The sequence below is a fragment of the Streptomyces sp. NBC_01092 genome (genome assembly GCF_045039535.1).
Lineage (GTDB): Bacteria > Actinomycetota > Actinomycetes > Streptomycetales > Streptomycetaceae > Streptomyces.
In genome coordinates this window covers 8,181,547-8,194,674 of sequence record NZ_CP108659.1, presented here as the reverse complement: position 1 = coordinate 8,194,674, position 13,128 = coordinate 8,181,547, and the positions used below count along the sequence as shown (strand labels likewise).

Here is a 13,128-nt window from a genome sequence, read left to right as displayed (position 1 = left end):
CTGTTACGTTCTGTGACATGACCGATGATGCGCTACGGGCCCTGCGAGAGAACGCCCGTCTGGCCGAGCTGGCCGCATTCCCTTTCGACTTCGACATCAGCCGCGCGGCTCACGGCCATGTCGAGGAGGTCCGCCTCGCCTCGGGCGCACCGCTGGAGGTCGTGGCCGGGGACGCCACGGGCGGTACGTACTTCGTGTGCGCGGACGGCTCGGTGCTGTACGCCGACTCGGAAGGGAGCGCCGGGCTCATAGGCTCCGGTGTCGACGAGGCGCTCGAGATCATCATCGGTCTGGCGGAGGCCGAGGACGACGACGAGGACGAGGAGGACGAGGAGGGGTTCCGGGACGACCTCGATGTCCGAGACGACCTCGATGCGGCGCGGGCCGAACTGCGCGCGGCGCTGGGCTTTCCGCAGCGTTCTCGCGCGGAGCTCGAAGCCCTGCAGAAGGCCGCACTCCTGCGCACCGAGCCCGACTTCCTGCTCCTGAACGCGACGGAGCACAACGCCTATGAGCTGCTCGACTCCTACCCCCGCCCGCCCCTGTGGGAGCCGGTGCTCGCGAGCGGTCGCGCCGATCTGGCGCTGCTGCGGTCGGGTGAGCACCCGGCCTGGGAGGAGGTGGCCGAGGATCCCGTACGGCGTCGACTCGCCCTGCGGGCCGCCCAGTTCGACCGGGCCGACGGCGACCTGGCGCTGCTGCGGCATCTGTTGCGGCATGAGAGGCGCTCGTCGATGACGGACGAACTGCGGCTCGCCGCCGTGCTGGTGGGCCTGCGCGGCGACACCGGGGACCTGCCGCTGCTGCACGAGGTGCGGGAGACAGACTTCGACACCGCGTGCGGCCTCGGCGGAATGCCGGAAGCCGACGCAAGTGCGGAGGAGCTTCGGGAGTGGGCGCGGGAGCTCGACGAGTCACTGTTCGGGACGGATCCGTCGGACGAGCCGGTTTCCACATGGACCGACCTGGCGCGCGACCAGGGCATGGCCGAGCTGGCCCGGGTGACCCTGATCCGCGAACTCGACGCGATCGTGATGGACCAGAGCAGACTCCGCCGGCCCGATGCGCCGCGGAGGCTCGCAACAGCCCCGCTGAGCGCACTCGCCCACGACTTCGAGGGACTCGGCGATCTACCCCAGGCGCTGCGAGCCCAGCAGTTGTACGCCGCCCTTCAGGAGTCGGCGTGGGACCGGGCCTCGGCCCGGCACACCCAGGCCCGGCTGGAGCGGGACGCGGGCCTTCTGGCCGACGCCACAAAGACCCTGACCGCCGTGCGAGACGCCCTGGCCACCCTTGGTGACGACTCGCTGCGCGACTGGCAGCGGGTGAACCTCGGCCGCTTCATCGCCGAGGAGCACTACCGGCTCACCCTCGCCCTGGCCGACACGGACCGCCCGGAGGAAGCCCGCGCGCTGCTCGCGGCCGCGGACGCGATACTCGGCGAGCTCTCGGAGAACGCCGCGAAGGGCGTACGGGAGCTCGCCGAGGAGACCGCGGCGCGGGTGCGGGGGATCAGCTGAGGACCGGCACGGCGGGTCCGCGGTCCGGCAGGAAGCCGTGGGCGCGGCGGGCCAGGTACGCGGCCTTGTAGCGGTCGACCTCCCGATGCCAGTGCAGAATGCCCGCCATCCAGTGCTGCAGGTCGACCACGTAGTTCCGCATGACTTCCCTGCCCTCGTCCGTGAGCCCGAAGTCCTCGTACACGATGGGCAGTTCGTACGCCGCGACATGCTCGAACTGGCGCATGCGCTGGGTCATCAGGTCATGGACGACGCTGAGCGCGGTCGGGTAGTCGATGCCGAAGAAGTTCTGTACGACGAGGATCGCGTTGTGGATCTCGCCCTCGTACTCGATCTCTTTCTGGTACGAGAAGACGTCGTTGAGGAGGCACGCGTAGTCGACAGCGGCGTTCTCCAGTGAGCGGACGGGTCCGCTGCGGTACACCTCCGGCGGTACGGCGGGTCCGTGGCCCATCCGGCACATGCTGAGGGTGAGGTCGGAGCCGAAGGTGGCGCGGCGCATCTCCAGGTAGTCGACCGGGTCGGGGATGCGGTTCTGGAGCTGGTTGGACAGCTCCCAGACCCAGCTCTCGGTCATGACGTCCACCGAGTCCTTCAGAGTGCGGCGCTCGTCGCGTGTCATCTCCGCCGTCGTGCGCGCCCACAGGTCGATCAGGCCGCGTTCCATGCCGTTGACCGGGAGGGGCGTCGGCTCGCCGTCGAGGGGCATGCAGTCCGACAGGCGCCGGGTGGTGAGCCGGGCGGCGGCCAGGTCGCGGCGGTGGCCGAAGACGAGGGGGTAGTAGTCGTCGCCGTAGGTGCCCCAGGCGAGCCACTGGGCACTGAGGTCGATGGCCTCGGGCGTGCCGTCGGGGTCGATGCCGGCCGAGCACAGCGGAAGGTCGTAGGCGGCGAGTTTGTCCTCGTCCCAGACGCCCTCCTCGAGCATGCCCATGCGGTGCATCCACTCGGTCAGGCGCCCGCGGGTGGCGGCAAGGTGCGGGCTGAGCTCGACCGCGAAGGGCATGTGGAAGTCGGGGAGCAGGGACGGGCCGACCTTCTGGTACGGCACGTGCGTGTACGCGCGCAGGCGCTCGGCGCCGGCCGCCGCGAGGAGCGCGCTGACATCGGCGGCGGAGGTGCCGCGCCCGGTCAGGCCCTGCCAGGGCGAGGTGCGGTCGGCGCGCGCGTTCATGTACCTGCTGGAGCGCATGTGCCATTCGTGGCCGCCGGACTGCCAGTCCTGGAGCCCCTGGGTGTACGCGGCGACCGCGACGGCCTCTTCGGGGTTGAGCCCCTTCTCCAGCGCCACGGCGGGAACTTCGGTGAGCGCGGTGTGCTCGAACTGGTGGAGCCGGGAGGTGAGGACGTCGTTGACCATCTCGGCGGCCTGCTGGGTGGTGCAGCCGAAGAAGGTCTCCAGCACCAGGACGCCGTTGCTGAGTTCGCCCTCGTCCTCGACCTCGCGCTGGTAGGAGAACAGGTCGTTGCGCAGGTGCACCGCGTCGGAGAACGTCTCCATCAGCACCCTGAGCGGCCTCGACTCGGCCACGGACGCGGGGACTTCGGCGGTCGCGTACTCCACGAGGCCCGAGGACCATGGGGCGCCGCCCACCTTGCGGCGCATCTCGATGTACTCGACGGGGTTGGCGATGCGCCCCTCGTTGATGTTGGACAGCTCCCACAGCGACTCGTTCAGGAGGTGCTCGGTCGCCACGGAGAAGCGGCGGCGCCAGTCCACGGACATCTTGGGCACCGTGCGCGTCCACAGATCGGCGAGGCCCGCCTCGACCGGGTTCTGCGGCTCCGGCATCGGGATCGACAGGTCCATCGGCATGAAAAGGGGCAGCCGGTCCAGGTAGGCCTTGCCGCCGGCGCGGTCCTGGGTGCGCTTGAAGATCTCCAGGAAGTGGTCGTCGAAGAAGAAGACCCACACGTACCAGTCGGTGATCAGGGAGAGTGCGGGGCCGTCGCATTCGGGGTGGGTATAGGCGCAGAGCAGGCCGTAGTCGTGCGCGTCGAGGTCGGCCTGCTCCCAGATCCCGGACCCCTCCAGCATGCCCATCTCGCGTGCCCACTCGGTCGAGTGGGCGCGCGCCTCGTCGACATGCGGGTTCAGCCGCGCGGGATACGGCATGTAGAAGTGCGGGAGTTCGAAGGGCTGCTGCGTCATGGCCGGGCCCTACCCGGGGGGTTCAACGGGCATCCGCGGCACGGGACATGATCACACCATCGCGTGAATCACGGGTGAATCCGGGAGTTCTCGCCGGGCCTTGTGGCGTTCACCTCTACGCGCGCAGACTTTTCGAGCTTCATGTGTCCCCCACCCCCCGTGTCCCCTCCCGCACCGGAGTCGCGATGAACCACACCGGATCCCTCTCCCGCCGCACGGCGCTGGCGTCCCTCGCCGGGGCGGCGCTGGCCACGACCGCGGCGTTCCCCGCATCGGCGGCCGAGCGGCACGGCCGCCGGTCCGTCCGGTTCGCCACCTTCAACGCCTCCTTGAACCGCGCCACCCAGGGCGCGCTGATCACCGACCTGTCCACGCCGGACAACGCCCAGGCGCGCAATGTCGCCGAGACGATCCAGCGGGTCGATCCGGACATCCTGCTGATCAATGAGTTCGACTACGACGACCAGGGCAGGGCGGTCCGGCTGTTCCTGCGCAACTACCTGGCCGTCGGGCAGGGCGGTGCGAAGCCGGTCCGCTACCCGTACCACTTCACCGGCCCGGTGAACACGGGCGTCGCCACCGGCGTGGACCTCGACGGCAAGAACGGCGCGGTCACGACGCCCGGTTCGGACGCCTACGGCCAGGACGCGTACGGCTACGGCTGGTTCCCGGGGCAGTACGGCATGGTCGTGCTGTCGAAGTTCCCGATCGACACGCGCGCGGTGCGCACCTTCCAGCGCTTCCTGTGGAAGGACATGCCGGGCCACCTCATGCCGCCGGGCTACTACAGCGACGAGGCCCGCGCGATCCTGCGGCTGTCGTCGAAGAGCCACTGGGACGTGCCGGTGTGCATCGGGCACGACATGGTGCACTTCCTGGTCTCGCATCCGACGCCGCCCACCTTCGACGGCGTCGAGGACCGCAACGGGCGGCGCAACCATGACGAGATCCGGCTGTGGGCCGACTACGTCGGCGGGCGTCGGCGCAGCTCGTACCTGTACGACGACAAGGGGCGGCGGGGTGGGTTGCGGGCCGGGGCGCGGTTTGTGATCGCGGGTGACAACAACGCCGATCCGTTCGACGGTGACAGCTATGGCCACGCCATCCTGCAGCTGCTCGACCACCCGGCGGTGAGCCTTCCGAAGGCTCCTCCGGCCAGCGCGGGTGGGGTGGAGGCCGCGAGGCTGCAGGGGGGCGCCAATGCCTCGCATCGCGGTGACCCGGCGTATGACACGTCCGACTTCGGGGACAGCGCGCCCGGGAATCTGCGGGTCGACTATGTGCTGCCGTCCAAGGGGCTGGTGGCGGGCGGGAACGGGGTCTTCTGGCCGACGTCCGACGATCCGTTGTACCGGCTGGTGGGCAACGGGGTGTCCGTGCCGACGTCGGATCACCGGCTGGTCTGGCAGGACGTGCGGGTGGGGTGAGCGGTGCGCGGTGCCGGACGGGCCGAATTGTGCCGACCTGCGTCAGCATCGTGCCGTCGCTATCTGTTGCGCACCGCCCGTCCCACCTCCGACCTCAGTGCGACGAACTCCGTCAGGCCCCGGGTCGTGATCTGGTCCCGGGTGCCGGGGAGTTCGACCGGGAGGTCCAGGACCACCTTGGCGCCGGGGCCCGCGGAGAGGACTACGACGCGGTCGCCCAGGTAGACGCTCTCGTCGATGTCATGGGTGACGAAGACGATCGTCGCGCCGTCCGTGCGGTGGACCTCCAGGAGGAGGTCCTCCAGGTCCTCGCGGGTCTGGGCGTCCAGGGAGCCGAAGGGCTCGTCCATGAGGAGCAGGGAGGGGCGGCAGACCAGGGCGCGGGCGATCGCGACGCGTTGCTGCATGCCCCCCGAGAGCTGCCAGGGGTGGCGGCGGGCCGCGTCCGTGAGGCCGACCCGGGCCAGGATGCGGTCGGCCTCGGCCCGGCGCTGCGCTCGCGGCAGGTTCCGGCGGCGCAGCACAAGCGCCACGTTCTCGCGGACCGTGAGCCAGGGGTAGAGGGAGCGGGCGTAGTCCTGGAAGACCACGGCCAGGTTGTCCGGGACACCGCGTACGGGTGTGCCGTCCAGCGTGATCGTGCCGTCGTACCCGGGCAGCAGGCCCGCGATGGTGCGCAGCAGCGTGGACTTGCCGCAGCCGGACGGGCCCACGACACACAGGAGTTGGCCGTCCGGCACGGCGAGGGAGATGTCGTGCAGGACCTGGTGGTCGCCGTAGCGCTGGCCGACCGCGTCTAGGCGGAGCATGGCTGTCCCTGGGCGGAGGTTGGCGGGGTTTGCACGAGGCGTACGGGTCATACGGTCGTCGTCCTCCCCCTGCCGACCAGTCGCTTCTCGAAGGCCAGCAGGCCGGTGTTGAGGAGATGGCCGACGGCGCCGAGCAGGACCAGCGCCGACCAGACGGTGAGCAGGTCGGAGCGGGACTGGGCGTCGGTGAGTGTGAAACCGATGCCGTTGGCGGTGCCGGGGAGCAGCTCCGAGAACACCATGAGGATGAGGGAGAGGGAGAGACTCAGGCGCAGGCCGGCGAAGATGCGGGGCAGCGCGGAGGGCAGGATGAGGAAGCGGAGCCGTTCGGCCGGGGTGAGGCGCAGGACGGCGGCGACCTCGATGCGCAGCGGGTCGGTGTCGCGGGCGCCTTCGGCCGTGTTGATCAGCACCGGCCAGACGGCACTGAACGCGATCGACGCGATCTGCATCGGCGTACCGAAGTCGAGGATCACGACGAAGACAGGGACCAGCGCGGGCGGCGGGACGGCCCGGGCGAACTGGAGGACCGGGTCGCACAGGGCGTACACACGCCGCGAACGGCCGAGCGCGACGCCGAGCGCGATCCCGGCGACGGCGGCAATCCCGAACCCGGCGGCCATCCGTCCGAGGCTGGGCAGGATGTTGCCGACGGCCTCGTCGGTGAGGAACACGTGCCGGGCGGGCCCCGAGAACCAGAGATCGAGGGCGTGCCGCGCGATCTCGACGGGCGGCGGGAAGTACACGCTGCCGTGAACACCGGCGGCCAACTGCCAGACGGCCACGGCTATCGCGAGCACCAGCCAGCGCAGGAGGGCGTGGCGTACGGCGGCGGGAGCGGGGACGGAGACGAGGGCACGAGCACGGGCCGGTCCGGACGCCTCGCCGCCGACCCCACCGGAGCCGTCACGGGGCCCGGACGATGCCGGGAGCCCGAACGATGCCGAAGGCCCTGAGGCTCCCGACGGTTCGGGTGCGGCAGCGTCTTGCCGTCTCATCCGCGCTCCCCACCCGACGCAACAGGAGAGCTCGAACCACACCTCAACACCCCACCGTCACCCGACACCCCACCGTCACCCAACCCCCCGCCTCCCCGGCGTCCACGGAAACAACCTTCGCTCGCCCCACACCAGCGCCCCGTTGATGACCAGCCCGAGAACCCCGGCCCACACCACCCCCGCCAGCACGTCCCGCGTGCCGTCCGTGGCCAGTCCCGCCTGCGCGATGAAGATGCCGAGGCCCTCGCCGAAGCCGGAGAGGATCTCCGTGGCGACGGCCAGGATGAGGGCGACCGCGGCCGAGATGCGGATGCCGGCGGCGATGAAGGGGGCCGTGCCGGGGAGTTCGACGCGCAGGAGGACGGCGAGGCGGCCGAAGCCGAAGGCGCGCAGGGTGTCCTTGGCCAGCGGGTCGGTCTCGCCGAGGCCGTAGATCGTGTTGAAGAGGATCGGCCAGACCGACGCATACGTCACCAGCGCGACCTTGGTCTCCGTGCCCGAGCCGAGCAGCAGGGAGACCAGGGGGATCAGTGCGACGGACGGCAGCGGCCGCAGGAACTCGACGATCGCGCGTACGGCGGCGTCGACGACCGGCACGCTCCCGAGGACCAGGCCGACCGGGACGGCGATGGCGACGGCCAGCGCGAGCCCGAGCGCCCAGGCGCGCAGCGTGGCCGCGATGCCGTCCAGGAAGACCCCGTCGCCCGCCAACTCCACCGCACGGCCCAGGACTTCGGAGGCCGGCGGGAGATAGGTGCGCCGCACGAGACCGGCCCGCGAGACCGCCTCGCACGCTCCGAACGCCAGGGTCACCCCCAAGGCGCCGAGCACGACCTGCTCCTGACGTCCCTTCACCTCACCACGCCCCTCGCGGCGCCCCCGTCCCTCACCCACGCCCCTCGACCAACAACGTCGCCGGATCAATCGACTTCTTCAACAACCCCTGCTTCTCCATCAGGCCGGTGAGCCGAGTGAGCTGCGTGGCGTCCATCGTCGGCGGGAAGACCGGCAGGTCGATGGCCTCGGCCTGCTCCTCGGTCACCTTGGTGTACGTGGGCAGGGTGGTCCGGACGACGGAGGGATCCTTCTCCGCGATCTCCACGGCCGCCTTGATGGCCCGCTGGAACGCGGCCAGCGTCCTGCCGTGCCCGTCGGTGTAGGCACCGGTGCTGAGGTAACCGCTGAGCGGGATGGCCTCGACCGGCGCCGACGATCCGTCGACGAGCACCCTGGCCTTCAGCTCGTCCTGAATGGCGCTGTCGTACGGCTCGACCGCGTGCACGGCGTCGACCTGTCCCTTGTCGAGGGCGGCGCCCATCTGCGGGAAGGGGATCGCCCGGTAGACGGGCCGGTCCACGCCCTGTTTCTCCAGGATCTCGTTGAAGGTGAGCGACTGGACGTTGTTCAGGACGTTGACGGCGAGTTTCCTGCCCGCGAGGTCGGCGACGCTCTTGATGTCCGAGTCCTCGGGCACCAGGACCTCCATCATGCGCGGCGCGGCCCTGATCGCCTCGGCGACGATCCGGATGTCGAGGGTGCCCTTCTCATGGGCCTGGAGGTAGGTCACGTAGTTCGCACTGGCGACCATGTCGATCTGTCCCTTGGCCAGGGCCGGCAGCGCCTGGAGGGTCTGCTGGATCTGCTGGATGCGGACGTCCAGCCCCTCCTTCTCGAACAGGCCGCGGTCCCTCGCGATGTAGAGGGCGGCGCAGTCGATCAGGGGCAGGGCCGCGACCCGGACGGTCTCGCGCCGGTCCGCCCCGGAGGAGGAGTCCCCGTCGTCGCCGCAGGCCGTGGCCGCCATCAGTAGGAGGGTGACCGCGGCGGCCGCCGCTGTCCTCGTTCCCGAGCGCAATTGACGTAACGGCATGGCGTCATGACTAGCAAGAATTTGTCATGATCACCACATACGGCACGGGAACCCGCACCGTCGGCGCATCAACCCGCACGCGTCCGCCTGTCGGTCTTCACCGATATACGCCACCTTGGTCACATGACCTCCTCCACCCTCCCGCACCGGCCCGTCGGCAAGAGCGAGCGGGCGTGACCGGGCGCCCGGGGATCCACGACGCTCCCCCCGTCCCCGACGTGTTCGACCCCCGTCAGTACGCCACCGGCGTGCCCCACGACGCCTATCGCGTCCTGCGCGACCACCACCCCGTGGCCCGGCAGGACGAGCACGAGGTGCTGGGCTGGCCGGCCGGGCCCGGATTCTGGGCGGTGACCCGGCACGCGGACGTCGTGCGGGTGCTCAAGGACTCGGCGACGTACTCCTCGCACATCGGCGCGACCCAGATCCGCGACCCGGACCCGGACGACCTGCCGTTCATCCGGCGCATGATGCTCAATCAGGATCCGCCCCGCCACGGTCGGTTGAGGCGGCTCGTCAGCCGGGCGTTCACTCCCGGGCGCGTCGACCGTTTCGTCGGGGTCGCGCAGGAGCGGGCCGGCACGCTCCTGACGCACGCCCTGGACACGGCCCGCGCGGCGGACGGCACCGTGGACCTGGTCGGGGCCGTCACCGACGACTACGCCCTGCTGAACCTCGCCGACCTGCTCGGCGTGCCGGAGGCCGACCGCAAGCTGTTGCTGCACTGGACGCAGCGGGTCATCGGCTACCAGGACCCCGACGAGGCGGGCCCGCAGGTGCGGGACGCGCGGGGCAGGCCGGTCAATCCGCGCTCGCCCGCGATGCTGCGGGACATGTTCGACTACGCACGCCAACTGGCCGCGCACAAGCGGCGGTTCCCCGCCGACGATGTGATGACCACCCTCGCGCACGACGCGGAACTCGCCGAACCCGAGCTGGAGATGTTCTTCTTCCTGCTCACCGTCGCCGGCAACGACACCGTCCGCAGTGCGGCCCCGGGCGGGCTGCTGGCCCTGGCCGAGCACCCGGAGTCGTACGAACGGCTGAAGACCGGAAAGGTCGAACTCTCCTCCGCCGTGGAGGAGTTGCTGCGGTGGCACCCTCCCGTCCTCACCTTCCGCCGCACCGCCGCCGAGGACACCGAGCTGGCCGGGCGGCGCATCCGCGGCGGTGACAAGGTGGTCGTCTTCCACGCCTCCGCCAACCGTGACGAGCGCGTCTTCGCCGATCCGGAACGGCTGGACCTGTCCCGCACGCCCAACCCGCATGTGTCCTTCGGTGACGGTCCGCATGTCTGCCTGGGCGCGCACTTCGCCCGGCTCCAGCTGCGGGTGCTCTACCGGGAAGCCCTGCGGGCCCTGCCCGTGCTGCGGACGGCGGGGCCGCCCGAGCGACTGGTGTCGAACTTCATCAACGGGATCAAGTCGCTGCCGATGCGGGTCACTTGAGCAGGGACGGCCGTCAGGTGCGGACCTGGATCAGCGCATGGGTCCCGCCGGTACGCCACTTCTGGCCCTCGGCGGCCACCAGCGCCGCCTCCGTGCGGGCGGCCAGGCCGGTGATCACGTCGGACTTCAGGGTGCGCAGGGCGGCGACCGGGCCGGGGAAGTGGGCGGTGACGTCGGCGAACGGCGTGGTCGGCGGCCAGAGCTGGTCGCCGACCAGGCGGCGGTAGTTGAGGTCGCCCTTGAGGATGGTGAGGGTGGCGGCGGCGAGTTCCTCACGCAGGTCGCCGGGCATCGCCGCGTACGGCAGCGGGGCGCTGGAGAAGGGGTGGGCGCGGACGACGAGGCGGCCGTCCGTCAGCGCCGACCAGAGCGTGCGACCGTGGTCCGCGGCCGCGCCGGGTGCCGACGTCAGCCGGCGCAGGGCGTCGAGCACATCGGCGTGCGTGGCGTCGGAGACGTAGTAGGGGTACGGCTTGATGTGCAGGACGGCCCGTCCGATCCGCCCCTGGGTGAGGAGGTGGGCGATGAGGAGCAGGTCGGGGACGAGCTCGCGGCCGGCGTTGTCGGCGATCACGCAGAGGGTGGCCGCGCCGGAGGGCGGGAGCAGGGACCAGAGGGTCTCGCTGTCGTCGGCCACCAGGGGCGGGGTGTCCGAGGAGGGCGCGTCGTGCGCGGCCGACAGCCGGAAGCCGAGGTCGGCGCGGTTGCCCCACAGCGAACCGTGCAGCAGCGCCCGGTCCTGCTCTTCGGCGGGCCGGTCGGCGAGGGAGTCGAGGGCGGCCAGCTCCTCGTCCGTCTCCGGGGCGTCCAGTTCGGCCAGCTTGGAGGGCCGGAAGGGGTCGATGCCCTGCCAGGGGCCGGGACTGAAGTAGCCGACGGCTTCTAGGAGTCGGCGGTAGAAGTAGCTCTCCGACCACAGCCACGGCACGTCGAACCAGGACCGGCCGGTATACGCCTCGGCGCCCCACGCGGTCCAGCGGTCGCGGTCGTGCGCGTCGGCGGGGAGCGGTTCGATCACGCCCTTGGTGCAGTTCGCGAGGAGCGTGTCCAGCGCGCGCTGCCGCTCGGGGTCGTACGGGAAGGACTCCCGTACCTGTCGGATGATCGCGGGATGCCGCTCGGCGAGCACGCTGTGCGGGAACGAGCCGGGTTCGTTCCCGAGGAGCACGGGCGCGGGCGGGACGGCGGACCTCTCGGGCATGGACCTCTCGGGCATGCGCCTCACCGTACCGCCCGCGTCATAGGGCTTTGATCTCCCGCTCCAGCTGTGTCGCCAGGGCGAGATAGCGGGCCCGGCGGGGCACCGGGACCAGGCCGCGGATCATGATGTGCCACATCTCGGCCACCCTGCGCGGCTGGCGTGCGACGGGTTCGAGGGAGCGGCCGACGACGCGGGTGCCGACGAAGAAGCAGACCAGGGCGTGGGCCGCGGCCTCGGCGTCGACGTCCGGGTGGATGTCGGACTCCTTGGCGGCGCCGTGGAGTCTTCGGGTGGTGATGTCCAGCAGCTCGGTGAAGGGGTGCCGCAGGGGCGGCCGTATCACCACTCCCCCGGTGGCCAGGCGCAGACCGGCGCGGGTGATCGGGCCCTCGACGGCGAGGCGTGTGATGCCGAACGTCGTGCGCATCAGCGCCTCCAGCGAGGTGTGGCCCCGGGCGTCCATCTCGGTCGCCACCTGACGGGACGCCCTGGACTGAAGCTCCATGATCGCCTGGGCCAGGTCCTCCTTGGCCGCGAAGTGGAAGTACAGCGCCCCCTTGGTGACTTGGGCGTGCTCGACGATGTCGCTGAGGCTGGTCGACTCATAGCCGCCTCGGTCGAACAGCTCGGCGGCTGCTGTGAGGATCGTGGTGCGGGTCTGTTCGGCGCGTAACTGCCTCGCCATCGGCTGGCTCTCCTGGGAAAGGGAAAAGAACGGGTCGTGCCGTTTGTTTTCTACTCCCTGTACAAGATAACTCACCCGCCCACGGTGCCCACCTCGCACTCGAAGACCGTCGTCTCCCCCTGCTGTCCCACGACTTGCACATCGGCGCCGTGCGCCCCCGCCGCGCCGGACGCCTCTATCCATGCGGGCAGGTCAAGTTCGGTGTAGCGGTGGAAGAGGGCGCTGAACGAGACCGGTGTCCGACGGTCGCTCGCCGTTCGGGCCCGCACGGCCTGGCGGGTGGCCTCCAGCAGCAGCATGCCGGGGACATGGTCGAGCGGATGGTCGAAGAAAACAGCATGCCCGGTATCGACTCGCAGTCGCCAGCGGTCGGGTTGGCCGCCAGGGGCGAGGACGACGTCCGTGGGCAGGGCCCGGTCCACGACGGCGGGCGGCAGGCCGGGCGGAGGCGGCAGCGGGGACACGCTGGCGGCACTGCGACCGCCGCGCAGCCGGCGGTAGACGGCCGCGCTGGTCCAGCTGGCGGCCACGTGCGCGGTCGCGACGCGCTCGCCGTCGAGCCGTACGTCGGCCTCGTAACGGAATCCGGCCGTGCGGGCGCCGCGGTGGTCGACGTCGGTGACGGTGAGGTGCAGAACCGGTTCAGCAGGTGTGGTGCCGACGGCCAGCCGCTCGGGCCGCGTGCTGATCCGCAGCTCCCTGAGCACGAACTGATGGCCCAGTGGGACGTCGTAGGCGGTGTGCGCGAGGAGTGTGCCGGCCTGGCGGACGGTTTCGGCCACGAGCAGGGGTTCGTAGGCCGACCGGTCGGGCGACACGTGTAACTGATGAGCGCGCGGCCACTCGGCGAAGACCGTGAACCGGTCGGGCGCCACCCTGTTCATCCCGGTCAGAAACGTTTCCGCCACCGAGGCGCGGTGCACCAACTGGCGGGGTACGGTGGCGGTCAGGCCGTCCGGCGCCTCAGGAGTTTCGGCGAGCGGGGCCGTGGCGAACCGGCGCGGATAAGACATGTGCC

General features: G+C 70.8%; 11 protein-coding genes. 3 read left to right on the top strand and 8 right to left on the bottom strand.

Annotated features, from left to right (window positions below; genetic code table 11):
* The first annotated feature begins 17 nt into the window (after window positions 1-17).
* Complete coding sequence (locus OG254_RS37135) at window positions 18-1,520, top strand: hypothetical protein (protein WP_405590788.1); 1,503 nt, start codon at window positions 18-20, stop codon at window positions 1,518-1,520.
* Here OG254_RS37135 and cyc2 read toward each other — a convergent pair.
* On the bottom strand, window positions 1,513-3,672 hold the full coding sequence (gene cyc2, locus OG254_RS37130) for a germacradienol/geosmin synthase Cyc2 (RefSeq protein ID WP_405590785.1): 2,160 nt from the start codon (window positions 3,670-3,672) through the stop codon (window positions 1,513-1,515). The two genes, OG254_RS37135 and cyc2, sit on opposite strands and share 8 nt — an antisense overlap.
* 185 nt (window positions 3,673-3,857) lie before the next feature.
* On the opposite strand from cyc2, the gene OG254_RS37125 reads away from it, so the two are divergent.
* On the top strand, window positions 3,858-5,099 hold the full coding sequence (locus OG254_RS37125; protein WP_405590782.1) for an endonuclease/exonuclease/phosphatase family protein: 1,242 nt from the start codon (window positions 3,858-3,860) through the stop codon (window positions 5,097-5,099).
* Window positions 5,100-5,158: 59 nt separating this feature from the next.
* Here OG254_RS37125 and OG254_RS37120 read toward each other — a convergent pair whose 3' ends face one another.
* The 4 genes from OG254_RS37120 to OG254_RS37105 form a co-directional block, all read right to left on the bottom strand.
* Window positions 5,159-5,908, bottom strand: a complete 750-nt coding sequence (locus tag OG254_RS37120; protein ID WP_405590779.1) for an ABC transporter ATP-binding protein — start codon at window positions 5,906-5,908, stop codon at window positions 5,159-5,161.
* A gap of 47 nt (window positions 5,909-5,955) precedes the next feature.
* Entirely contained in the window at window positions 5,956-6,906 is a 951-nt protein-coding gene (locus OG254_RS37115; protein ID WP_405590777.1) for an ABC transporter permease, read from the bottom strand.
* A gap of 75 nt (window positions 6,907-6,981) precedes the next feature.
* Window positions 6,982-7,761 (bottom strand): ABC transporter permease, encoded by a 780-nt coding sequence (locus OG254_RS37110; protein ID WP_405590775.1) that lies wholly within the window; start codon window positions 7,759-7,761, stop codon window positions 6,982-6,984.
* Between the two features lie 31 nt (window positions 7,762-7,792).
* Window positions 7,793-8,710: an ABC transporter substrate-binding protein gene (locus OG254_RS37105; RefSeq protein ID WP_405590773.1), complete on the bottom strand. Its 918-nt coding sequence runs from the start codon at window positions 8,708-8,710 to the stop codon at window positions 7,793-7,795.
* 239 nt (window positions 8,711-8,949) lie between these two features.
* Between OG254_RS37105 and OG254_RS37100 the strand changes: the two genes are divergently transcribed.
* On the top strand, window positions 8,950-10,224 hold the full coding sequence (locus OG254_RS37100; RefSeq protein WP_405590771.1) for a cytochrome P450: 1,275 nt from the start codon (window positions 8,950-8,952) through the stop codon (window positions 10,222-10,224).
* A 13-nt stretch (window positions 10,225-10,237) separates the two neighbouring features.
* Here the strand turns inward: OG254_RS37100 and OG254_RS37095 are convergent, their stop codons facing one another.
* The 3 genes from OG254_RS37095 to OG254_RS37085 all read right to left on the bottom strand — a co-directional run bounded on the left by OG254_RS37095 (window position 10,238) and on the right by OG254_RS37085 (window position 13,123).
* On the bottom strand, window positions 10,238-11,440 hold the full coding sequence (locus OG254_RS37095) for a damage-control phosphatase ARMT1 family protein (RefSeq protein WP_405590769.1): 1,203 nt from the start codon (window positions 11,438-11,440) through the stop codon (window positions 10,238-10,240).
* 22 nt (window positions 11,441-11,462) lie between these two features.
* A complete protein-coding gene (locus OG254_RS37090; RefSeq protein ID WP_405590767.1) occupies window positions 11,463-12,110 on the bottom strand; it encodes a ScbR family autoregulator-binding transcription factor in 648 nt (215 codons plus the stop codon).
* A gap of 71 nt (window positions 12,111-12,181) precedes the next feature.
* Window positions 12,182-13,123, bottom strand: a complete 942-nt coding sequence (locus OG254_RS37085) for a ScbA/BarX family gamma-butyrolactone biosynthesis protein (RefSeq protein ID WP_405590764.1) — start codon at window positions 13,121-13,123, stop codon at window positions 12,182-12,184.
* Window positions 13,124-13,128 lie beyond the last annotated feature (5 nt).